Raw genomic sequence first — 21,500 nt, 5'->3', positions numbered from 1 at the left:
CCCGTGGGACGGGCGCGCCGCGACGAGCCTACGATCCTGCACCCACAGGCCCCTCCGGCGCACCTTCCCCGGTCACGGGCCCGCCGTCCCAGCGGGCGGCCCGCAGGTCGACCCGGGGCTCGCCGCCGACGGTGCGCAGCGGGGTGCCCTCGGCCCGGTACTCGGGCAGCGCCCGGTGCTCGTGGCCGGGCAGCGGCCGCCCGTCCGCCCGGATCACCCGCCACCAGGGCACCGGCGCCCCGTACAGCGCCAGCACCCGCCCGACCTGGCGGGGGCCGCCCCGTCCCAGGTACTCGGCGACATCGCCGTAGGTCATCACCTTCCCCGGCGGAATCCGCTCGGCGAGGTCGAGCACCGCCTCGGCGTAGGGCGGGATCTCGGGCGCTCCGTCGGGTTCGGTCATCCGCCGCATTCTTCCCCATCCGGTCGATTTCCCGCACCCCGTGCGAGCGACCCGGCGCGCGGGATGCCGCCCCTGGCCCGCACCGGGGTTCCGGGCATGGCAGCATCTTCGGGGCAGTGCGACTCACGAGGAACAAGACCAGATGACCGGGACGGCTGAATTGAACGTGGACGAGGACTCCGGGGAGTCCGCCACCGCCGGTTCCGCCCGCGGGGGCGGGGGCGCTCCACCGGTCGACCTGCGCCACCGCGCGCGGGACGCGCACCACACGGGGGAGGAAGCGGTGGCCGCACAGCTGCCGCCGGACGACGGGCCGGACCGGCCGCCGGAGCGTCCGGACGACGGGCCGGGGCCGACGGACGGGCCGGAGCCGACGGACGCGCCGGGGTCGGCGGATGTCCCGGCGGACGGCGCACCGGTCGAGGAGGAGCCGGCCGGCGAGTTCCTGGCCGTCGACGAGCCGCTGCTCGCGCCGCGCGCGCACCGGCCCTCCGACCTGCTGCGCTTCCTGGCCGGACTGCTCGGGATCGTCGCGGTGTTCGTCCTCGCCCAGGTGGCGGTCTCCACCACCACCGGCATCGAGAACGACATCACCGTCAACGCCAACCGCATCCCCGGCGTGCTCTCGAAGATCTCCGCGCTGGTCTCCTCGGTCGCGGTCCTCACCGTGCCGCTGGTGTTCGCCGTCGAGCGCCTGATCAAACGGGACGGCCTGCGGGTCGCCGACGGCGTGCTCGCCTCGGTGCTGGCCTACGGCGTCTCGCTGGGCGTGGACTGGTGGGTGGCCGCCAGCGCCCCCGAGGAGATCCGCAACGCCCTCACCCAGGTGCCCCCGGGCGGCGGCGAGACGCTCACCGACCCGGTGCACGGCTACCTCGCCCCGGTGATCGCCTACATGACGGCCGTCGGCATGTCGAGCCGGCCGCGCTGGCGGGTCGCCCTGTGGATAGTGGTGATCCTGTCCGGCGCCGCCGAACTGATCAACGGCAACACCACCCCGCTCTCGCTGCTGCTGACCGTGCTGATCGGCTGGTCGGTGGCGTACGGCACGCTGTACGCGATCGGCTCGCCGAACATCCGCCCCACCGGGCAGCACCTGATGATCGGCCTGCGCAAGGTCGGCTTCGCCCCGTCCGCCGCGCACCTGGCCCCGGACGCGCCCGGCGGCACCCGCCGCTACCTGGTCACCCAGCAGACCGGCCCGCTCCTCGACGTCCACATCATCGACCGCGAGCAGCAGGCCTCCGGCTTCTTCTACCGCGCCTGGCGCCGGCTGCGGCTGCGCTCGGTCGCGGTCCGCCGCAGCCCCCAGTCGCTCCGCCAGGCCCTGGAGCAGGAGGCCCTGATCGCGTACGCGGCGGCCGCCTCCGGGGCCCGCGCGCCGCAGCTGGTCGCCACCTCCGAGCTCGGCCCGGACGCCGCGATCCTGGTCTACGAGAACGTGGCCGGCCGCACCCTGGACGAGCTCCCCGACGAGGAGGTCACCGACGCGGTGATGGCCTCCTTCTGGGCCTCCGTCGCCACCCTGCACGAGCGCCGGATCGCGCACCGCCGCCTCACCGGCGAGTCGCTGCTCGCCGTCGACGAGCACACCGGCTGCCTGGTCAACCTGTCCGGCGGCGACATCGCGGCCGGCGACCTCACCCTGCGCATCGACGTCGCCCAGCTGCTCACCACCTTCGCCCTGCGGACCGGCCCCGAACGGGCCGTCGCGGTCGCCACCGCCGTCCTCGGCCCCACCCGGATCGCCGAGGCGCTGCCGCTGCTCCAACCGGTCGGCCTGAGCCGGCAGACCCGCGGCGACCTGCAGCGGATGACCAAGGAGCGGAAGACCGCCGCCCAGGCCCTCGCCCTCAAGCAGGTCGCGGCCGGCGAGCGCACCCAGCAGCAGGCCGAGGAGGACATCGCCCAGGCCGGCGAGGACCTGCTCTCCCGGATCCGGGCGCAGATCCTGCAGATCGCCCCCGAGGCGCCGATCGCCCCCGCGAAGCTGGAACGGCTCAAGCCCCGGACCCTGATCATGGTGGTGGCGCTGGCCTTCGCCGCCTACCTGGCCCTCACCACCATCCGCCCCGACCAGTTCAAGGTCTCCCAGATGAACTGGGGCTGGGCGGCGGCCGCGCTGGCCGCCTCCGCGCTCTCCTACGTCGCCGCCGCGATGAGCCTGACCGGCTTCGTCCCCGAGCGGCTCCCCTTCGGCCGCACCGTCGCCGCGCAGGTGGCCGGGTCCTTCGTCAAGCTGGTCGCCCCCGCGGCGGTCGGCGGCATCGCCCTCAACACCCGCTACCTGCAGCGGGCCGGCATCCGCCCGGTCCAGGCCGTCGCCTCCGTCGGCGCCTCCCAGCTGGCCGGCCTCGGCGGCCACCTGCTGCTGCTGTTCGCCTTCGGCCTGATCACCGGCTCGCAGACCAACGGCGACCTCGGCGCCTCCCGCGCCGTCATCATCGGCGTCCTGACCGCCGCCGTCCTCGCCCTGGTCGTCGCCGCGGTCGCCCCGCTGCGCCGCTTCGTGGTCACCCGGGTCCGCGCCCTGTTCTTCGGCGTGATCCCCCGGATGCTCGACCTGATGCAGACCCCCCGCAAGCTGGTCACCGGCTTCGGCGGCATCCTCCTGCTGACCCTCTCCTTCACCGCCTGCCTGGACGCCTCCATCCAGGCCTTCGGCGGCGGCGGACACGTCACCTACGCGGCCGTCGCCGTGGTCTTCCTGACCGCCAACGCGGCCGGCTCCGCGATCCCCACCCCCGGCGGCATCGGCCCGGTCGAGATCGCCCTGATCTCCGCCCTCACCTTCGCCGGCGTCCCCGCCACCGCGGCCACCTCCGCCGTCTTCCTCTACCGCCTCCTCACCTTCTGGCTCCCCGTCCTCCCGGGCTGGATCGCCTACAACGTCCTCCAGCGCAAGGGGGCCCTGTAACGTCGGCTCCATCCAGGGGCCCGGGGAACGGCGGAGCCGAGTGGCGGGTGTCCAACAGGCTGCGAAGCGCCACCCCGTTTCGGGCCGAAGGTCCTCGGCGAAAGCCCCGTAGCGCCCCACTGTGCCCCGGCCCAACGCCCCTCGGCCCCGCCGTTCCCCGGGCCCCTAAACGCCAGAACTCTCAGCAATCTCACTGAGCATCTCCGCCCACGGCTTCGGCTCCAGCCCGAAGACCTCCCGGGTCGCGCTGTCGTCGATCACGAACGGCCGCTCGAACTGGTAGGCCGTCTCCTTCGCGGAGCGGATCACCGGGTTGACCAGCCCCAGCAGCGCCAGGACCGGCCCGGGGACGCGGGTGACGCGCACCGCCGGGCGGCCCGCCGCCGCGCAGAGTTCGGTGATCACCTGGCGCTGGCTGCGCGGCGCGTTGCTGGGCACGTGCCAGGCCCGCCCCCAGGCGCGTTCGTCGGTGCCGACGGCGACCAGCAGGCGGGCGGTGTCCTCGGGGGCGGTCCAGCTGTGGGTGGCGTCGGGGTCGCCGAGGACCTGGACGGTGCGCCCGGCCAGCGCCCGGCCGAAGGCCCGGGAGTCGAGCGCGCTGACCGCGTCGGGGGCGAGGTAGTCGGAGCCGCGGACCTCGGTGACCCGGACCCGTCCGGCCTCGTGCGCGGCCAGTGCCTCGCGCCACATCGCGGCGCGCACCTCCCCCTTGGCGGAGTTGGGTCGCAGCGGCGTGGCGGGGCTCATCGGGCCCTCCACGGCCCCGTAGCCGTACAGGTTGGAGACGGTGGCGAGGACGGCGCCGGTGCGTTCGGCGGCGGTCAGCAGGGCGGCGGCGAGGGCGGGCCAGGTCTCGGGCCAGCGGTGGTAGGGCGGGTTGGCGCAGTTGTAGAGCACCGCGGCGCCCGTCGCGGCGGCGGTGAGCGCGTCGGGGTCGGCGGCGTCGAGGTGGAGGCGGCGGATGCCGTCGAGGGGGCGGGCGGTGGCGGTGGTGCGGGTGGCCACGGCGACGTCCTCGCCGCGTTCGGCGAGCAGCCGGGCGGTGGCGGAGCCGACCGGTCCGGCGCCGACGACCAGGTGCGTGCTCATGCGGGGCTCCACTCGGGGTCCGGGAGAACGGCGTTCTCGCTCGCGCCCAGCCTGGCGCAGCGCCGACCTCGCGTCAAGAACGATGTTCTCGACCAAGAACGCCGTGCCCGAAAGTTGCCGCTGTTCTCGCCCGCTGGGATGATGGCCCGCATGCCGAAGGCCCCCACCCCCCGCGAGCGGGTCCGCGCCGAGTTCACCCGCGAGATCAAGGACGCCGCCCGCCGCCAGCTGGCCGCCGACGGCCCGGCGGGGCTGTCCATGCGGACGCTGGCCCGGGACGTCGGCCTGGTCTCCGCCTCCGCGCTGTACCGCTACTACCCGGGCCGGGACGCCCTGCTGACCGCCCTGATCGCGGACGCCTTCGACGCGCTCGGCGATGCCGCGGACGCCGCGGCGGCGGCCCCGGCCGGCGACCACCCGGCGCGCTGGCTGGCGGTCTGCCACGCGGTGCGGGACTGGGCGCTGGCCCACCCGCACGAGTTCGCGCTGGTGCACGGCTCCCCGGTGCCCGGCTACGCGGCCCCGGCGGACACCACGGGGCCCGGCACCCGACTGCCGCTGCTGGTCGGCCGGCTGTTCGCGGAGGCGGCCGCGGCCGGTGCCTACCGCCCGGTCGGCGACCCGGCCGTCCCGGCGGCCGCCCGGGCGGCGCTCGCCCCGCTGCTGGACCGGCTGCCCGCCGAGCTGCCCGACCACCTGGTGGTGGCCGCGCTGGGCGCCTGGAGCGACCTGCTGGGCGCGGTCTCGCTGGAGCTGTTCGGCCACCTGGCCCGGGTCACCGCCGACGGGCGCCCGTTCTTCGACCACCGGATGCGCCGCACCGGCGCCCTGCACGGCCTCACCGCCGGCTGAGCACCCGCACCACGCGGAACCGCCCGGCCGGGAGCGGAGACTCCCGACCGGGCGGCCCCGGAAACGCGACGATCAGTAGCTGGGCTTGTGCGGCTCGATCTGGTTGACCCAGCCGACCACGCCGCCGCCCAGGTGGACGGCGTCGGAGAAGCCCGCGGCCTTCAGCACGGCCAGCACCTCGGCCGAGCGGACGCCGGTCTTGCAGTGCAGCACGATCCGCTTGTCCTGCGGCAGGTCCTGCAGGGCGGTGCCCATCAGGAACTCGTTCTTCGGGATCAGGCGGGCGCCCGGGATGCTGACGATCTCGTACTCGTTGATCTCGCGGACGTCGATGATGTCGATGTTCTCGCCGTTGTCGATCCACTCCTTGAGCTGCTTGGAGGTGATCGTCGAGCCGATCGCCGCCTCCGAGGCCTCCTCGGAGACCACGCCGCAGAACGACTCGTAGTCGATCAGCTCGGTGACGGTCGGGTTCTCGCCGCAGACGGCGCAGTTCGGGTCCTTGCGGACCTTCACCGAGCGGTACTGCATCTCCAGGGCGTCGTAGATCATCAGCCGGCCGACCAGCGGCTCGCCGATCCCGGCCAGCAGCTTGATCGCCTCGTTGACCTGGATCGAGCCGATCGAGGCGCACAGCACGCCCAGCACGCCGCCCTCGGCGCAGGACGGGACCATGCCCGGCGGCGGGGCCTCCGGGTAGAGGCAGCGGTAGCAGGGGCCGTGCTCGGCCCAGAAGACGCTGGCCTGGCCGTCGAAGCGGTAGATGGAGCCCCACACGTACGGCTTGCCGAGCAGCACCGCGGCGTCGTTGACCATGTACCGGGTGGCGAAGTTGTCGGTGCCGTCGACGATCAGGTCGTAGCCGGAGAAGATCTCCAGCACGTTGTCGTTGTCGAGGCGCTCGTTGTGCAGGACCACCTCGACCAGCGGGTTGATCTCCTGGACCGAGTCGCGCGCGGACTCGGCCTTGGAGCGGCCGATGTCGGACTGGCCGTGGATGATCTGCCGCTGCAGGTTCGACTCGTCCACGGTGTCGAACTCGACGATGCCGAGGGTGCCGACACCGGCGGCGGCCAGGTACATCAGGGCCGGCGACCCGAGGCCGCCGGCGCCGACGCACAGCACCTTGGCGTTCTTCAGCCGCTTCTGCCCGGCCATGCCCACGTCGGGGATGATCAGGTGGCGGGAGTACCGGCGGACCTCTTCGACGGTGAGCTCGGCGGCGGGCTCGACCAGGGGTGGCAGCGACACGGGGGCTCCGATGGTCGTCAGGTTCTCTTCGACTACGCCAACAGTGTCACGTGCCGGGGGTATTCCAAGACAGCAGGTCCACGGGGTGAGATGCCCGGCGCCGGATGCCGAGACCCCACCCGCCCCGTCAACCCCCTGGTCAGGCCGGGCCGTTCGCCCTCAGACCCGGCAGGCGGTCTCCAGCCAGACGTCACCGAGCGACTCCTCCAGCGGCACCTGCGTCCGCCATCCGAGACGGTCCCGGGCGGTCCGGACGTCCGCCTGCCGCCACTGCACCGGCTCCACCGCGGGCCGCGCCTCGGCCGCCCGCAGGCCCTCCGCGCCCGCGTGCTGGGCCGGCAGCACCACCTGGCGGGCGTCCTCGGTGACGGTGCCCTCGAAACCGGACGCCCGGACCAGCAGGTGCGCGGCGTCGCGGGCCCGGACGGCGTGGCCGGAGCCGATGTTGATCACCCCGGTGGCGGCCGAGACCGCCGCCGCCTGGATCGCCCGCGCCACGTCCCGGACGTCCACGAAGTCCCGGTGCCCGGACAGGTCCGGCATCCGGACCTGGCTCTCCTCCTGCTCCAGCGCCCGCCGCAGGCCCTCCGCCAGCCGCCCGAACAGCGAGGCCGTCGGCGCGCCCGGCCCGACCACGTCGAACACCCGCAGCACCAGCGCGTCCAGGCCCGAGCTGAGCACCAGCTCGGTGCCCGCCAGCTTCGACACCCCGTACGGCCCGACCGGGCGCGGCTCGGCGCTCTCCGGGATCGGCCCGCCGGGCTGCGCCGGGCCGTACTCGGCCGCCGAGCCGACGTGCACCAGCCGGGCGGGCTCCCGGCTGCGCCGGATCGCCTCGCAGACGGTGGCCACCGCCAGGGTGTTCGAGCGGATCAGGTTCCGCGACGTCCCGTAGGTGGCCCCGGCGCAGTTGATCACCACCTGCGGGGCCACCGCGTCCAGGAACCGGGCCAGCGCGCCCGGACTCCCCGCGGCCAGGTCGAACCTGATGTCGGCGGAGTCGCCCCGGCCCAGCACGGTCACCTGGAGCCCCTCCTCGGCCAGCAGCCGGTCGGCCACCCGCCGGCCGATGAACCCGTCGGCCCCCAGCAGCAGCACCCTCATCGGGTCCAAGTCCTTCCATCGGGCCCGGCACCGGCCGGGCGGAACACGATCTGATCGACGACGTCCCCGGCCCGCCCCGCGCTCACCGGTACGCCCCCGGCCTGGTGCTGAGCGGCCAGGCACAGCCGGCCAGCAGCAGCGCGGGGCCGAGGCCGGCGGCCAGCAGGCCGCCGGCGGGCGGGGCGCCCAGCCAGTGTGCGGGGCCGGGCAGCGAGAGCACGGCGGCGCCGGTCGCGGCGGTCAGCACGGCGGTGGCGGCGGTGCCGGGACGGCCCGCGTCGCGGACCGCCGCGGCGAGCAGCCACAGCGTGCCGAGCACCAGCAGCGCGGCCCCCGCGGTGGCGGGCCGGTCGCGGGCGGCGGCCCAGCCGAGCCCGGTGAGGGCGGCGAGCTGTGCCAGCACGGCCAGCGGCAGGACGGGCCGCAGCCGGGAGCGGAACTCCCCCAGCGTGGCGGCCGCGGTCTGCCGCCGGCCGTGCCGGCGCAGCCAGGCCGCGCCCCAGCCGGCGCTCGCCCCGCCGAGCGCGGCGGCGACGGCCGGTCCGGGCGCGGCGGCGGCGAGCAGGGCGAGCAGCAGGCCGGTGCCGGCGCCGTGGCCGAGCGCCGCCCAGGGCGGGCGGCGGGGCGGCGGGGCGGGCGGCGCGGGCCGGGTCAGGCCGTCGTCGGGGTCGCGGCCCGGCGGGGGGCCGGGCGCGGTGGGGGCCGGCGGGGCGGTGAGCGCGGCGGCCCCGGCCCCGGCCAGCACCGCGAGCGCGCCGCCGGGCAGGCCGCCGAGGGCCAGCGCGGGCAGCAGCGGCAGCAGGTGCGCGGCGGCGCCCCGGAGGGCGGCGGCGGGCAGCCGGCCGAGCGGGTCGGCGGGCGGCAGCGGCTCGCGCGGCGGGCGGCGCGGCACCCGGGCGTGCAGTTCCTCGGCGAGGCCGAACACGTCGGCGTGCCGGTAGCGGGCGGCCCCGTCGACGGCCAGGCCGGCGTCCTCCAGGGCGGCGGCGATCTCCAGCGGGTCGATCGCCTGTTCGCACAACTCCCGGTTGCTGTCCAGGAGTTCGCGGACGGGGTCGGCGGGGGGCGGGGTCACAGCGCCTCCGCGAGCGCGGGCCCGGCTTTGACCAGGGTGACCCCGGCCCGCTTCCGGACCTCGGCCGCGACCGAGCCGGCCGTCACCGTCCGCACGGCGGACCCGACGGTCACCACCCGGCCCGGCCCGCCGGCCGGTCCGGCCGTCTCCGCCCGCCCGGCGGCCTCCGGCCCGGCCTCGCCGCCCGCGGCGGACGGCTCGCCCGCCGGGGCGGGGGCGGTGCTCGCGGAGCCGGCCACCCAGTACTCGGCGGGCCGCGCGAACGGGCGGGCCGGGGTGCCGGGGCGGGCCGGGAAGGCCGGGTAGCGGGAGACCAGGTCGAGGTAGATCTCCCGGAAGGCGCCGACCACGGGTTCCACGGCGAAGCGTTCCTGCGCCCGGAGCCGGCCGGCCAGGCCGAGGCGGGAGCGGCGCTCGTGGTCGGTGAGCAGCGCCAGGCAGGCCCCGGCCAGGGCGCGCGGGCTGCGCGGCGGCACCAGCAGTCCGGCGGGGCCGAGCACCTCGCGGGCGACGCCGACCTCGGTGGCGACCACGGCGCGGCCGGACAGCATGGCGTCGGCGAGCAGCCGGGGGCTGCGCTGGGCGAGCGCGCTGAACACCACGGCGCTGCCGCTCTCCCAGGCGGCGGCGGGGCTCTCCGGCAGCCCGGCGAAGTCGACCGCCCCGGCGATGCCGAGCCGCTCGGCGATGGCCTCGCAGTGCGCGAGGTAGCCGGGCGCGCCCTCCTGCCCGTACATCCGCAGCCGGGCCGCGGGCAGTTCGGCCCGGACCTGGGCGAAGGCGTGCAGCATCAGTTCGGGGTCGCGGCCGGGCTCCAGCGCACCGGCCCAGACCAGGGTGGGCGCCGCGGGCTCCTCGCCGGCGGCGGGCCGCCCGGTGGCGGGGGTGCCCTCGGGCACGATCCGGGTCCGGGCCTCGTCGCCGCCGACCCGCTGCTGCCACTGCCGGTCGTAGGCGCTGCCGGGGGTGAGCGCGGCGGCCTGCCGGTAGGTCTCCTCGGTGAGCTGCCGGAAGAACGCGAGCAGCAGGGCGCGGACCGGCCAGCGGTAGGGGGCGGAGCGGTAGCCGCGGTACTGCTCGCGCAGGTGCAGGCCGTGCTCGGTGACCACGAACGGGACGCCGTGCAGCCGGCGGGCGACCAGCGCGGGCAGCGCGGCGGGGCCGCCGCCGACCACGTGGCAGAGATCGGCGCCGCCGAGCCCGGCCGCGCCGGTGCCGTACCAGGGCGCGGAGAGCGGCCGCAGGCACTGCTCCAGCAGGTCGGCGGCGACCAGCACGTCGCAGACCAGCGGCTGGCCGCCGGCGGTGTCGGCGCCGGGCATCCGCCAGATCCGCTCCAGGGCGCGGTGGGCGTGGCCGGAGGCGAGGAACGCGGGCAGCGCGTCGTCCTCCCGGCCGAGTTCGGCGAGCCGGTACAGCGCGGGCCCGAACCCGTCCCGCCCGCCGGGCCCGACCAGCGCCCGGACCAGTTCCTCGTACGCCCGGACGTAGGCCCGGCGGCGCAGCGCGGTCGGCCCGCGCCCGGCGGGGCGGCGGCCCCACATCGGCAGTTCGTGGACGCCGTGCAGGCCGGGCACGCCGGTGGGCGGGGCGGGGCGGTCGGCGGGGAGCAGCCGGTAGAGCCGGAACTCGTGCTCGGGCAGGCCGTCGACCAGGCGGCCGCACCAGCCGCCCGCGTCACGCTGTGCGGTGGTGAGGGTGCCCTCGGTGAGCAGAGCGATGCGCACGACGCCTCCAGAGCAAGAGCGTTTCGACGGGGTTCCGGCCCTACGACACAGGGGAGTGCGTCCGTGCTCGACGGCCGTTCGGCCGGTGTCCGCTCCCCGCGGCCGCCGCCCTCGCCGTCTCGCCCCCCACACCTGTTCGGTCCGACAACACGAAGGTAGAGCGCCGGGCCGGACGCCCTAGGGGCCCGGCCCGGCTTACCACCCCATCGGGTGAACGGCCGTGACCTCGTGCGCGCCTGCTCCGTTTTCGGCGTTCACGCCGGGTGCGCCCCGCGCGCGCCCCTGCTCAACGGCGGCCGTCGGCCTCCGCGAGCAGTTCGCGCACCGCGCGGGCGACCGGTGCGGGGTGCTCCAGCATGGCCACGTGCCCGGAGTCGGGGAGCACCAGCAGCCGGGCGTCCCGGAACGCGGCGCAGGCCCGCCGGGCGGAGCGGTAGGAGACCAGCTTGTCCTTGATCCCGTAGACCAGCAGCACCGGTGCGGCGACCTGCTCGGCCTGCCGCCAGAGCGACTGCTCGCCGCGCTCGGTGTAGGCGGTCACCACGCCGCGGGCGGAGCCGGCCAGCGCCTCCAGCGCGTACGGGAGGGCGGCCCGGCGGCGGTACTCGGCGACCGCGCGGGCCCGGCGGTGGGCGGGGATCGCGGCCGGGTCGGCGTAGACCAGGCGCAGCAGGTCGGCGGTGGCGGTCTCGGGGTCGGCGGCGGGGCCGCGGCGGCGGACCAGTTCGGCGACGCCGGGGACGGCGAGCAGGCCGGTGGGCCAGGCGGTGCGCTGCGGGGGCAGTTCGGGCAGCGCCGGGGAGATCAGGGCGAGGCTGCGGACCAGGTCGGGGCGGAGCGCGGCGACCCGGACCGAGACGGCGCCGCCGAGCGAGTTGCCGAACAGGTGGACCGGCCCGCGGCCGGACTCCTCCAGGTACCCGATGACGGCGCGGGCGTGCCCGGAGACCGACAGGTTGCCGTCCAGCGGCGGGGCGGAGTGCCCGAAGCCGGGCAGGTCGACCGCCTCGCCGTCGACCCGGTCGGCGAGCAGGTCCATGAGTTCGAGCCAGTTGTCGGCGGAACCGCCGAGTCCGTGCACGAACAGCGCGGGCGGCAGCTCGGGGCGGGGGGCGGAGTGGCGGCTGACGGCCAGTTCCGCGCCGGGCACCTGGACGGTGCGGTGCGGCTCCAGGGCGGCGAGGGGGTGCGGGGCGGCGCTCATGGACGACGATGGTAGTGACCGGCCCAGGTGGCGGCCGGTGCGCGCCCCGGCCGGTCACGGCCCTGTCGCGGGCCCGTCTCGACCTGTGGACAGTCCAGGTCCGGGTCGTATTGTGGGCTCCCGACAAGGGGCGGTTGTGCGCTTTACTCGGCTTCACCCGCGCACAAACGGGTTACCGAAAAGTAGAATCAATCACCTTGCCAGCCCATCGCAGACCGTGAAGTGAGGAGCGCCGTGACGGCCGTCCAGGAGGCGCAGGAGCGCCCGCGCGGTGCCCGCCTGCCGCGAAGCGCCCGCCGTGAACAACTGCTCGGAGCCGCGCAGGAGGTGTTCGTCGCCCAGGGCTACCACGCCGCGGCCATGGACGACATCGCCGAGCGGGCCGGGGTCAGCAAGCCGGTGCTCTACCAGCACTTCCCGGGAAAGCTGGAGCTCTACCTCGCGCTGCTCGACAAGCACTGCGACGCCCTGGTGGACGGCACCCGGGCAGCGCTGGAGGCGACCAACGACAACAAGCAGCGGGTCGCCGCGACCATGGAGGCGTACTTCCACTACGTCTCCAGCGAGTCCGGCGCGTTCCGGCTGGTCTTCGAGTCGGACCTGACCAACGACCCGGCGGTGCGCGAGCGGGTCGACCGGGCCACCGACCTGAGCGCCACCCTGGTCTCCAAGGTGATCGCCGAGGACACCGACCTGCCGGAGGCCGAGGCCAAGCTGCTCGCGGTCGGCGTCTGCGGCCTGGCCCAGATCACCGCCCGGTACTGGCTCACCCAGGACGGCGAGATCCCGCGCGACGAGGCGGTCCGGCTGGTGGCCAGCCTGGCCTGGCGCGGCCTGAAGGGCTTCCCGATGCACCCGACCCAGGACGGCCCGAACGCCGTCGGCGACTGACTGCGGATTCGGCCCTGAGCGGAGCGGCCCCCGACCTTCGCCTGCGGGCGTCCGCGCTGCCTTAAGGTGAGCCCGTACGGCGCGCCCACCGCGAACGGCGGCAGGGGCGCGCGCGGCCAGCTACCGGAGGGACGGAAGCCGTGGAGGTCAAGATCGGGGTGCAGAACGCGAACCGGGAGATCGTCCTGGAGAGCGCGCAATCTGCCGAAGAGGTCGCGGACGCGGTCGCCAAGGCCCTGGACGGCACCAGCAAGCTGTTCTCGCTGTCCGACGAGCACGGCCGCAAGGTGCTGGTCCCGGCGGACCGGCTGGCCTACGTCGAGATCGGCGAGCCGTCCGTCCGCAAGGTCGGCTTCGGCACGCTCTGAGCCCGCGTTCCCGGCGCCCCGTTCCCCCGCCCGGGGGGACGGGGCGCCGTGCTGTGCGTACCGGCGCCCCCGGGCGGGTAGGCGGAGTGCTGCCGCAGCGTCGCACGCCCCGGGAGGCAGCCGTGTGGGAGACGATCGCCTTCGTCCTGATCGGCCTGGCCGTCGGGCTGGGCGCCCTGCAGGTCCGGCCGGGGCTGTTCCCCGGCCCGCGCGCGCTGCCGGTCGGCACCGCGCTGGTCGCCGCCGTGCTGGCCGGGCGGATCAGCCACTACGTGCTGGACGGGCGGGCGCCGCTCGCCCAGCTCGCGGTCGCCGCGGTGGCCTCGCTGCTGCTGGTGTCGGTGCCGGCCCGGCCGGACCTGCTGCCGAAGCCGCACGGCCGGCACCGCCACGTCTGACCGGGGAGTGCTCCAGGTCAGGAGGCCAGGCCCAGCGCGGCCATCCGCTTCGTGTGGCTCTCGGTGATCCGGTTGAACATCTTGCCGACCTCGACCAGGTCGAAGCCGCGCACCTCGGCGCCGCCGACCAGCAGGTTCGACAGCGCGTCCCGCTCGGCCACCACCCGCTGGGCCTGGCTGAGCGCCTCGCCCATCAGCCGCCGGCCCCAGAGCGCCAGCCGCCCGCCGACCCGCGGGTCCTCGGTGATCGCCTGCCGGACCCGGTCGACCGCGAACTCGGCGTGCCCGGTGTCGGACATCACCCGCAGCACCAGGTCCCGGGTGTCGTCGTCCAGCCGGACGGCCACCTCGCGGTAGAAGTCGGTGGCGATCGAGTCGCCGACGTACGCCTTGACCAGGCCCTCCAGCCAGTCGGACGGCGCGGTCAGCCGGTGGAAGGCCTCCAGCGGCTCGACGAACGGCTCCATCACGGCGACCGGGTCGGCCCCGACCTCGGCCAGCCGGTCGTTCAGCAGCTGGAAGTGCTGGTACTCGGCGGAGGCCATCCGGGCCAGCGCCGCCTTCTCCTCGATGCCGGGGGCGAACTTGGCGTCCTCGGCCAGCCGCTCGAAGGCGCTCAGTTCGCCGTAGGCGAGCGCGCCGAGCAGGTCCAGCACGGCCGCCCGGTACTGCGGGTCGGCGGCACGGGCCGTCCAGGGCCCGATCGAGTCGGTGACCTCGTCACCCGGTTCCTGCGTCTCCATGGCACCTGACCTTAGTGGCACCCGGGCGGTCCGGGCCGGTCCGGAACCCGCCCGCCGCCCGGGCGCCACCGGGGCACGGCCGCCCGGAGTAGCCGCCGTCACGTGTTCGAGTCGTCGCTTGACTGTATGGTAGGAAGTGAGGCCAGGTGTGAACCCGCGCGGCCGGTCCGATTCTCGGCAGGCCGCGCAGTCGTGCCCGGCGGCGTCCGCCGCCCGGTACACCGCACCCGGCGCTCACGTACGCGGATGCCCGGTCGGAGACCCGATCGGCTCCGACCTGGCCCGAGCCTCGGGCCCAGGCACCGCATCAGGCCGAGCGAGGGCCGCTGCGGATCGCGCCGACAGCGCGCCGCACGACCCCGTGGAGCGGGACCCCGTGGACCGGGACGCCCCCTCCCCCGCACCGCCCGCCCGACACGCCCCGCCCGGGGCCGCCCGGGCGCGGCCGGACGCGCTCCGACTCGGCCCTCCATCACGGAAGAGGCAGCACCCTGTCCACCACCGCCGAACCCACGAAGACGACCTTCCGCGAGCTGGGCGTCCTCCCGGAGACCGCCGAGGCCCTGGAGGCCGTCGGCATCGTCCACCCCTTCCCGATCCAGGAGATGACCCTGCCGGTCGCGCTGACCGGGCACGACGTCATCGGCCAGGCCAAGACCGGCACCGGCAAGACCCTCGGCTTCGGCCTCCCGCTGATCGAGCGCGTCGTGGTCACGGCCGACGTCGCCGCCGGCCGGGCCACCGCCGAGCAGCTCTCCGACAGCCCGCAGGCGCTCATCGTGGTGCCCACCCGCGAGCTGTGCACCCAGGTCACCAACGACCTGCAGACCGCCGGCAAGGTCCGCAACGTGCGGGTCCTCGCCGTGTACGGCGGCCGCGCCTACGAACCGCAGGTGGAGGCCCTGAAGCAGGGCGTCGACATCGTGGTCGGCACCCCCGGCCGCCTGCTCGACCTGGCGGGGCAGCGCAAGCTCGACCTGTCCAAGGTCCGCGCGCTGGTCCTGGACGAGGCCGACGAGATGCTCGACCTCGGCTTCCTGCCGGACGTCGAGAAGATCATCACCATGCTGCCCGCCAAGCGGCAGACCCTGCTCTTCTCGGCCACCATGCCCGGCCAGGTCATCTCGCTGGCCCGCCGGTACATGAGCCGGCCCACCCACATCCGGGCCGCCGCCCCGGACGACACCGGCGCCACCGTCGCCAACATCGAGCAGCACATCTTCCGCGCGCACTCGCTCGACAAGGTCGAGATGGTCGCCCGCATCCTGCAGGCCGACGGCCGCGGCCTGGCGATGATCTTCTGCCGCACCAAGCGCACCGCCGCCGACGTCGCCGAGCAGCTCACCAAGCGCGGCTTCGCGGCCGGCGCGGTGCACGGCGACCTCGGCCAGGGCGCCCGCGAGCAGGCGCTGCGCGCCTTCCGCAACGGCAAGGTCGACGTCCTGGTCTGCACCGACGTCGCCGCCCGCGGCATCGACGTCGAGGGCGTCACGCACGTCATCAACTACCAGTGCACGGACGACGAGAAGACCTACCTGCACCGGATCGGCCGCACCGGCCGGGCCGGCGCCTCCGGCACCGCCGTCACCCTGGTCGACTGGGACGACATCCCGCGCTGGCAGCTGATCAACAAGGCGCTGGAGCTGCCGTTCAACGAGCCGGAGGAGACCTACTCCAGCTCGCCGCACCTGTACGAGCTGCTCCGGATCGCCCCCGGCACCAAGGGCGTCCTGCCGCGCTCCGAGCGCACCCGGGCCGGCCTGGACGCCGAGGAGGTCGAGGACCTCGGCGAGACCGGCGGCCGCGGCCAGCGCGGTGTCCGCCCCCGGGGCGGCCGCCCCGCCGCTGCCGCCGTCGAGACCCCGGCCCCGGCCGAGCGTCCGGCCCGCCGCAGCCGCGAGCGCCGGCGCACCCGCGGCGGCGGCCTGGCCGGCGAGAACGCCGCCGTCACCGCCGCCCCGGAGACCGAGCTGCCCGCCACCGAGGCCCCCGCGGCCCCGGCCGACAGCGCGCCGGCGGAGGGCCGCGGCTCGCGCCGCCGCTCCCGCAACCGCCGTGGTGGCGGCGCGGCGGCGGCCGTCGAGGCGCAGACCGTCGAGACCGCCGTTGCCGAGACCGCCGTTGTCGAGACCGCCGTTGTCGAGACCGCCGTTGTCGAGACCGCCGTTGTCGAGACCCCGACTGTCGAGGCTCCCGGCGCCGCCGAGCCCGTCGCCGAGAGCGCTGCCGCGCCGGCCCGGGCCACGCGTCGACGCACCCGCGCCACGGCGGAGCCGGTGGTCGAGGCAGCCGTTGTCGAGACCCCGGCCGTCGAAGCCCCCGTCGCGGACGTCACGGCCCCCGTCGCGGTGGTGGAGCCCGTCGCCGAGGCCCGGGCCCCGCGTCGGCGCGTCCGCGCCGTTTCGGAGCCGGTGGCCGAGACCGCGGCCCCGGCCGCCGCCGAGCCGGTGATCCGTTCCCGGACGCCGCAGCAGCGGCCCGTCCGCGACCGCTTCACCGGCCTGGTGGTGCAGAACTCCGGCTCCTCCGCGCCGCGCAAGCGGAACGACCGGCGGGCCGCTGCGGCACCCGTCGCCGCGCCCGTGGCTGCCGCGGCGCCCGTTGCTCCCGTGGTCGAGGCCCCGGCGGCTCCGGCCGTGGTCGCTCCGGTCGCCGTCGAGGCGGCTCCGGCTGCGTCCGGCCGTTCCGGGCGCCGTCGGGTGACCCGGCCGTCCACTGTCTCGGCCACCGTCGAGACCGTGGCGCCCGTCGAGACCGCCGCTCCGGCCGTGGTCGTGGAGGAGGCCCCCGTGGCCGCCGCCCGGCCCGGACGTCGGCGGGCGACCCGCCAGGTCGGTTCGCCGGTCGCCGCCGAGGCCGCAGTGACCGTCGTGGCCGCGGCGCCGGTGGCCGTGGTGGAGGAGGCCCCGGCGGCCGCCCCGCGCAAGCGGGCCGCGAAGAAGGTCGCCGAGACCGTCGCGGCCGAGGAGACCCCGGCCCCGGCGCCCCGCAAGCGCACCACCAAGAAGACCGCCGAGCCCGTGACTACCGAGGCCGTGACCACCGAGGAAGCCCCCACGGCCGCGCCCCGCAAGCGCGCGACCAAGAAGGCCGCCGAAGCCGTCACCGCCGAGGAGACCATCACCCCGGCCCCGCGCAAGCGCACCACCAAGAAGGCCGCGGCGCCGGTGGCCGTGGTGGAGGAGGCCCCGGCGGCCGCCCCACGCAAGCGGGCCGCCAAGAAGGTCGCCGAGCCCGTCACCGCCGAGGAGACCACGGCCCCGCGCAAGCGCACGGCCAAGAAGGCCACCGAAGCCGTGACCACCGAGGAAGCCCCCACGGCCGCGCCCCGCAAGCGCGCAACCAAGAAGGCCACCGAGACCGTCACCGCCGAGGAAGCCACCACCCCGGCCCCGCGCAAGCGCACCACCAAGAAGGCCGCGGCGGCCGAGGAGATCCCGGCCCCGCGCCGGACCCGCAAGGCCGTGGAGCAGTAACCGACGCCGCCCTCCTCGCCCACCGGGGCGCGTAGGGGACCGTCAAGGGATCGCGTCGTGCCGGCACTCCGCCGCGCACGGCGCGATCCTGCGTTTCCGCCGCTCCCGCACCACGGGCGCGGCCCACAGCCCGTCCGGAAGACCACCACAGCCGAGGAGTTCCCGGCCCCCTCCCCCACGCACCACCGCCCGCCGAACGTATGGGCCCCTCCCGGGATCGCGCCGTGCGGCACTCCGCCGCTCCTCCGCCAGCAGCGCCCCTCCGCAGGCACGCGCTCCGCAGCCGAGGAGCCCCCGGCCCCGCACTGTCGGCCCCCTCTCCCCCCACACACCGCCGCCCACGGGGCATGTGGGCCTGTCCCAGGATCGCGTCGCGCCGACACTCCGCCGCACGGCGCGATCCCGCGTTTCCGCCGCTCCTCGCCACTCCCCGCGCCAGCGGCGCCCCTCCGCAAGTACGCGCTGCGCAGCCCGTATCGTGGCTCCGCCAGGTGATCGCACGAGAGGCCAGCCCGCATGAGTACGCCGCCGTTCCTGAAGTTGCCGGGCTGTGTGCGGACGGCGCGGGTCGCCGGGCTGGCCGCGCTGCGCGGGGAGCCCGCGGGCGAGGTGCGGGGGACGGCGCTGCTGGTGCCCGGGTTCACCGGTAGCAAGGAGGACTTCATCGCGCTGCTGGAGCCGCTGGCGGCGGCGGGCTTCCGCACCGTCGCGGTGGACCAGCGCGGCCAGTTCGAGTCGACGGGCCGGGACGAGGACCCGTCGGGGTACGGGATCGGCGTGCTGGCGGCGGACGTCCGCGCGGTCTCCGCGGAGCTCGCGGACGGCGGGCCGCTGCACCTGCTGGGGCACTCCTTCGGCGGGCAGGTGGTCCGGGAGGCGGTGCTGCTGAACGGCTCCGAGCTGCCCTGGGCGTCGCTGACGCTGCTGTCGACCGGCCCGGGGACGATCGACCCGGCGGAGGCGGCCCGGACCTCGCTGCTGCTGGACGCGCTGGGGTCGATGGACCTGGAGTCGATCTGGCAGGTGATGCGGCAGATGGAGGGCGAGCGGGTGCCGCCGCTGGAGCCGGAGATCGCCGAGTTCCTGCACCGGCGCTGGCTGGCGAACCACCCGGCGGCGCTGCGGGCGGCGGCGGCGCACCTGGTCGCGGCCCCGGACCGGGTGGACGAGCTGGCGGCGGTCGGCCTGCGCACGCACGTGCTCTCCGGCGAGCAGGACCACGCCTGGCCCGTCCCGGAGCAGTCGCTGATGGCGGAGCGCCTGGGCGCGCGCCGCACGGTGGTCGAGGGGGCCGGCCACTCCCCCAACGCGGAGCGCCCGGCGGAGACGGCCGCCGCGCTGGCCGCCTTCTGGTCCGCCTGACCGGCCCGCTCCTGGCTGCGCCGACCTGACCGATTCCGGACCGGGCCTCCATCCGGTCCGCGAAAACTTTGCCCCCGTTCGCCCTCACCGGCGGGCTTCCTGACGCTCGCTCAGAAGCCGGCCCCGGTTTTCGCGCGACAGAAATCGTTAGCTCGGGTAATATTTGAATCCGTCCGGGATTGAACCCTCCGGCGGTCGCACCCTCCTCCGGCCGCCGAAACCACGGATTTACCGGCGGGCAACCGCCGGGAAGCAGCGTCGCGGCACAGTGGGTCATCGGGGCACCGAAGGCCCCCTCCAGTGCCGCAGGGAAAGAAGCCGCTGAACGAGTCCTGCTTGAGAGTGGGGGGAGCGACGGGTGACCGCACCTGCCGGACGTCCGACCCAACCAGCGCCGACGGGCCATCGCCTGATGGCCGACCGCCGGCCGAGTCCGCCTCGGAGCCCGAGGACGGGAAGGGAGAGGCCCATGCGTTTCGAGATCCTTCGCCTGGATCACACCGGAGCCGAGACCGATCGGCTGATCGCCGACGCGGAGACCGTCTCCGAGTACCTGAAGACCGCCGCACAGACCGGTGAACGCCTGTACATCCGGCCGTGCAAGGCCGTGTGACGGGGCGCGGGCGCGCCGCCGAGCCGTCCGACGTTCCGATACCCGACTGACGCCCCGTCATCGCAGGAGAGCCCTGGGACCGACGGGGCGTCAGTGCGTTCGAGGGGTGTTCGGGGCCCGCGACCTGCGGGGGTTTGGCAACCTGCCGCCCGGGACATCACCCTGCCGTGCCGGGCCGGTGCCCGGGGTGCCTCACGACGCACTCCTTACGGGTGATCGTCCTTGACGCAGCTGTCCGGAGGGAGGACCGTTGTCGGTTATGAGGGGCGAGCCAAGCTGCCCGAGGTGCGCCGGTCGGGTCCGCGCCCCCGGCCTCTTCTCCGACACCTGGCAGTGCGACCAGCACGGTGCCGTGCACCCGATGCAGCCGGTGCTGCCCCCGAGCATCGAGGCGCTGAACGTCGCGGTGAACCGCTCGCAGGTGCCGGTCTGGCTGCCCTGGCCGCTGCCGGTCGGCTGGCTCTTCACCGGCATCGCGCACGCGGGTGACGACCTGTCGGGGGCCCGGGCCACCGCGGTCGCCTGCTCGGGGCCGGCCCCGCTCGGCGGGTTCGGCGAACTGGTGCTGGTGGCCGAGGAGCTGGGCATCGGCCTGGGCGCCCGCTACGCGGGGCTGGACGGGCCGGACCCGGGCGATTCGGTGGCGCTCTACAAGCCCGCCGACGCGAAGCTGATGGCCGCCGGTCGGCCGACCCCGATGTTCCACGTCCCGGGCGCGCCGGACGACCGCGCGGTGTACGTCGGCGAGGCCCGCGGCCTGTGGCTCTGGGCGATCGCCTGGCCCGAGCAGTCCGCCCTGCTGATGCACGACGAACTGGTCCTCACCGACCTGCGCGACGCGGGCGCCGAACTCGGCCTGCTGCCCTGCGGGGCGCTCTCCCCCCGCCTGTTCGGCTGAGCCGTCTTTCGGGTCGTCGCATCCGCTGCGGCCTAGGCTCGTTCGGTGTCGGCCAGGGTGCGGAGGACGTCGGTGAAGGCCCGTACCGGTGCGTCGGCGCCGTCGGCGGGCAGCAGGACGCCGTAGTCCAGGGTCGGGCCGTCCCGCAGGGGGACGAAGGCGACACCGGGCCGGGCGTGGTACTCGGCGGCGCGCGCTGCCACGATCGAGGCGCCGAAGCCGGCGGCGACCAGCACTGGGATCTCGTGCCAGGACGCGCAGGACGGTCCGCGCGGGATCGGGCGTCCCAGCGGTGTGCGCTGCGGGAAGTGGACCTCGGCGGCGGGCCGCGAGTGGATGGCGTCGAGCCTGAGCAGGGGCACTTCGGCGAGGTCCTCCAGGGACGCGGTCGGGTCGGCGGCCAGCGGGTGGCCGGCGGGCAGCATCAGCGCCCTGGGTTCCCGGAACAGTACGGGGCCGGTGGCGATGCCGGGCTCGACCACCGGGAACTCGGCGATCTGCACCTGGAGTTCGCCCCGGAGCAGCGGCCTGTACGGATCGCCGAAGGACACCTCCCTGGTCCGCACCGACCAGCCCGGGTACCGGTCGTGGAAGGCGTCGGTGGCCCGCAGCAGCAGTTCGGCGCACCAGGGTGTGGTGTAGCCGGCGTGCAGCTCGCCCGTCGTTCCGCGGCCGTGGGCGATGGCGCGCTCCAGGGCCTGGCGGATGCGCTGCTGGGCCGGGAGCAGCTCGTCGCGGAGTTCCTCGCCGAGCGGGGTGAGCCGCACGGTGCGCGAGGTGCGGGCGAACAGCGGGGCGCCGAAGCGGCGTTCCTGCTTCTTGATGACGTGGCTCACCCGGGACGGGGTGATGTGCAGCCGCTCGGCGGTCCGGCCGAAGTGCAGCTCCTCCGCGAGGGTCAGGAAGATCTCGATCTCCCGCAGTTCCATCGCCCCTCCGGCCACTCGTCCGGACGAGAACCTAACGCCCGACGCCGTGCGGGCACAACGCGCATCGTTGCCCCGGTGCGCAACACAGCCTTGCGGGCTTCGCCGTTGATGGTGCCGCGCTCCGGCGCGAGGCTGAACCGACCGCAGCAGCGGTCGCTCCCCACCGTGCAACAGCGAGGGCCGACCTTCATGACCTCTTC

Annotated in this window: 18 protein-coding genes; 9 read left to right on the top strand and 9 right to left on the bottom strand. The window is 75.6% G+C overall.

The window, feature by feature from the left end:
- Window positions 1-28: 28 nt before the first annotated feature.
- Window positions 29-403, bottom strand: a complete 375-nt coding sequence (locus tag ACIOHG_RS04790; protein WP_400945299.1) for an MGMT family protein — start codon at window positions 401-403, stop codon at window positions 29-31.
- A 142-nt stretch (window positions 404-545) separates the two neighbouring features.
- On the opposite strand from ACIOHG_RS04790, the gene ACIOHG_RS04785 reads away from it, so the two are divergent.
- Window positions 546-3,320 carry a lysylphosphatidylglycerol synthase domain-containing protein gene (locus ACIOHG_RS04785; RefSeq protein WP_400945297.1) on the top strand — a complete coding sequence of 925 codons (2,775 nt, stop codon included), beginning with the start codon at window positions 546-548 and terminating at the stop codon, window positions 3,318-3,320.
- Between the two features lie 165 nt (window positions 3,321-3,485).
- Here the strand turns inward: ACIOHG_RS04785 and ACIOHG_RS04780 are convergent, their stop codons facing one another.
- Window positions 3,486-4,409, bottom strand: a complete 924-nt coding sequence (locus tag ACIOHG_RS04780; RefSeq protein ID WP_400945295.1) for an NAD-dependent epimerase/dehydratase family protein — start codon at window positions 4,407-4,409, stop codon at window positions 3,486-3,488.
- Window positions 4,410-4,559: 150 nt separating this feature from the next.
- Here ACIOHG_RS04780 and ACIOHG_RS04775 point away from each other — a divergent pair, with 150 nt between their 5' ends.
- A complete protein-coding gene (locus ACIOHG_RS04775) occupies window positions 4,560-5,261 on the top strand; it encodes a TetR/AcrR family transcriptional regulator (RefSeq protein WP_400945293.1) in 702 nt (233 codons plus the stop codon).
- 72 nt (window positions 5,262-5,333) lie between these two features.
- On the opposite strand, the gene moeZ is transcribed toward ACIOHG_RS04775, so the two are convergent.
- The 5 genes from moeZ to ACIOHG_RS04750 all read right to left on the bottom strand — a co-directional run bounded on the left by moeZ (window position 5,334) and on the right by ACIOHG_RS04750 (window position 11,622).
- Complete coding sequence (gene moeZ / locus ACIOHG_RS04770) at window positions 5,334-6,512, bottom strand: adenylyltransferase/sulfurtransferase MoeZ (RefSeq protein ID WP_400945291.1); 1,179 nt, start codon at window positions 6,510-6,512, stop codon at window positions 5,334-5,336.
- A gap of 159 nt (window positions 6,513-6,671) precedes the next feature.
- On the bottom strand, window positions 6,672-7,616 hold the full coding sequence (locus ACIOHG_RS04765) for an NAD-dependent epimerase/dehydratase family protein (protein ID WP_400713237.1): 945 nt from the start codon (window positions 7,614-7,616) through the stop codon (window positions 6,672-6,674).
- Window positions 7,617-7,698: 82 nt separating this feature from the next.
- Window positions 7,699-8,691: a hypothetical protein gene (locus ACIOHG_RS04760; protein WP_400945289.1), complete on the bottom strand. Its 993-nt coding sequence runs from the start codon at window positions 8,689-8,691 to the stop codon at window positions 7,699-7,701.
- Window positions 8,688-10,418, bottom strand: a complete 1,731-nt coding sequence (locus tag ACIOHG_RS04755) for a DUF3492 domain-containing protein (RefSeq protein ID WP_400945287.1) — start codon at window positions 10,416-10,418, stop codon at window positions 8,688-8,690. The genes ACIOHG_RS04760 and ACIOHG_RS04755 overlap by 4 nt, the downstream gene beginning before the upstream one ends.
- 286 nt (window positions 10,419-10,704) lie before the next feature.
- Window positions 10,705-11,622, bottom strand: coding sequence for an alpha/beta fold hydrolase (locus ACIOHG_RS04750; RefSeq protein WP_400945285.1), 918 nt, complete (start codon window positions 11,620-11,622; stop codon window positions 10,705-10,707).
- Between the two features lie 234 nt (window positions 11,623-11,856).
- Between ACIOHG_RS04750 and ACIOHG_RS04745 the strand changes: the two genes are divergently transcribed.
- The 3 genes from ACIOHG_RS04745 to ACIOHG_RS04735 all read left to right on the top strand — a co-directional run bounded on the left by ACIOHG_RS04745 (window position 11,857) and on the right by ACIOHG_RS04735 (window position 13,279).
- Window positions 11,857-12,513: a TetR/AcrR family transcriptional regulator gene (locus tag ACIOHG_RS04745; protein WP_400945283.1), complete on the top strand. Its 657-nt coding sequence runs from the start codon at window positions 11,857-11,859 to the stop codon at window positions 12,511-12,513.
- A 140-nt stretch (window positions 12,514-12,653) separates the two neighbouring features.
- Complete coding sequence (locus ACIOHG_RS04740; protein ID WP_400945281.1) at window positions 12,654-12,881, top strand: DUF3107 domain-containing protein; 228 nt, start codon at window positions 12,654-12,656, stop codon at window positions 12,879-12,881.
- A gap of 122 nt (window positions 12,882-13,003) precedes the next feature.
- Window positions 13,004-13,279, top strand: a complete 276-nt coding sequence (locus ACIOHG_RS04735; RefSeq protein WP_400945279.1) for a hypothetical protein — start codon at window positions 13,004-13,006, stop codon at window positions 13,277-13,279.
- Window positions 13,280-13,296: 17 nt separating this feature from the next.
- Here ACIOHG_RS04735 and ACIOHG_RS04730 read toward each other — a convergent pair whose 3' ends face one another.
- Window positions 13,297-14,022, bottom strand: a complete 726-nt coding sequence (locus tag ACIOHG_RS04730; protein ID WP_400945277.1) for a ferritin-like fold-containing protein — start codon at window positions 14,020-14,022, stop codon at window positions 13,297-13,299.
- A gap of 605 nt (window positions 14,023-14,627) precedes the next feature.
- Between ACIOHG_RS04730 and ACIOHG_RS04725 the strand changes: the two genes are divergently transcribed.
- The 4 genes from ACIOHG_RS04725 to ACIOHG_RS04710 all read left to right on the top strand — a co-directional run bounded on the left by ACIOHG_RS04725 (window position 14,628) and on the right by ACIOHG_RS04710 (window position 20,371).
- The gene (locus tag ACIOHG_RS04725; protein WP_400945275.1) at window positions 14,628-17,498 is read left to right on the top strand and encodes a DEAD/DEAH box helicase; all 2,871 of its coding nucleotides are present in this window, start codon (window positions 14,628-14,630) and stop codon (window positions 17,496-17,498) included.
- 516 nt (window positions 17,499-18,014) lie between these two features.
- Window positions 18,015-18,860 carry an alpha/beta fold hydrolase gene (locus ACIOHG_RS04720; RefSeq protein WP_400945272.1) on the top strand — a complete coding sequence of 282 codons (846 nt, stop codon included), beginning with the start codon at window positions 18,015-18,017 and terminating at the stop codon, window positions 18,858-18,860.
- Window positions 18,861-19,329: 469 nt separating this feature from the next.
- On the top strand, window positions 19,330-19,473 hold the full coding sequence (locus tag ACIOHG_RS04715) for a hypothetical protein (RefSeq protein ID WP_400945271.1): 144 nt from the start codon (window positions 19,330-19,332) through the stop codon (window positions 19,471-19,473).
- A 259-nt stretch (window positions 19,474-19,732) separates the two neighbouring features.
- On the top strand, window positions 19,733-20,371 hold the full coding sequence (locus ACIOHG_RS04710; RefSeq protein ID WP_400945270.1) for a DUF6758 family protein: 639 nt from the start codon (window positions 19,733-19,735) through the stop codon (window positions 20,369-20,371).
- Between the two features lie 32 nt (window positions 20,372-20,403).
- On the opposite strand, the gene ACIOHG_RS04705 is transcribed toward ACIOHG_RS04710, so the two are convergent.
- The gene (locus tag ACIOHG_RS04705; protein WP_400945268.1) at window positions 20,404-21,300 is read right to left on the bottom strand and encodes a LysR family transcriptional regulator; all 897 of its coding nucleotides are present in this window, start codon (window positions 21,298-21,300) and stop codon (window positions 20,404-20,406) included.
- Window positions 21,301-21,500: the final 200 nt, after the last annotated feature.

It is taken from the genome of Kitasatospora sp. NPDC088134 (assembly GCF_044741705.1).
Classification (GTDB): domain Bacteria; phylum Actinomycetota; class Actinomycetes; order Streptomycetales; family Streptomycetaceae; genus Kitasatospora.
This window is presented reverse-complemented; position numbering and strand designations above follow the sequence as displayed.

Bases quoted from the DNA above. Each gene is read 5' to 3' on its own strand.
- ACIOHG_RS04790 (WP_400945299.1), bottom strand. From the start codon at position 403: ATGACCGAACCCGACGGAGCGCCCGAGATCCCGCCCTACGCCGAGGCG.
- ACIOHG_RS04785 (WP_400945297.1), top strand. From the start codon at position 546: ATGACCGGGACGGCTGAATTGAACGTGGACGAGGACTCCGGGGAGTCC.
- ACIOHG_RS04780 (WP_400945295.1), bottom strand. From the start codon at position 4,409: ATGAGCACGCACCTGGTCGTCGGCGCCGGACCGGTCGGCTCCGCCACC.
- ACIOHG_RS04775 (WP_400945293.1), top strand. From the start codon at position 4,560: ATGCCGAAGGCCCCCACCCCCCGCGAGCGGGTCCGCGCCGAGTTCACC.
- ACIOHG_RS04765 (WP_400713237.1), bottom strand. From the start codon at position 7,616: ATGAGGGTGCTGCTGCTGGGGGCCGACGGGTTCATCGGCCGGCGGGTG.
- ACIOHG_RS04750 (WP_400945285.1), bottom strand. From the start codon at position 11,622: ATGAGCGCCGCCCCGCACCCCCTCGCCGCCCTGGAGCCGCACCGCACC.
- ACIOHG_RS04730 (WP_400945277.1), bottom strand. From the start codon at position 14,022: ATGGAGACGCAGGAACCGGGTGACGAGGTCACCGACTCGATCGGGCCC.
- ACIOHG_RS04725 (WP_400945275.1), top strand. From the start codon at position 14,628: ATGACCCTGCCGGTCGCGCTGACCGGGCACGACGTCATCGGCCAGGCC.
- ACIOHG_RS04720 (WP_400945272.1), top strand. From the start codon at position 18,015: ATGAGTACGCCGCCGTTCCTGAAGTTGCCGGGCTGTGTGCGGACGGCG.
- ACIOHG_RS04715 (WP_400945271.1), top strand. From the start codon at position 19,330: ATGCGTTTCGAGATCCTTCGCCTGGATCACACCGGAGCCGAGACCGAT.
- ACIOHG_RS04710 (WP_400945270.1), top strand. From the start codon at position 19,733: ATGAGGGGCGAGCCAAGCTGCCCGAGGTGCGCCGGTCGGGTCCGCGCC.
- ACIOHG_RS04705 (WP_400945268.1), bottom strand. From the start codon at position 21,300: ATGGAACTGCGGGAGATCGAGATCTTCCTGACCCTCGCGGAGGAGCTG.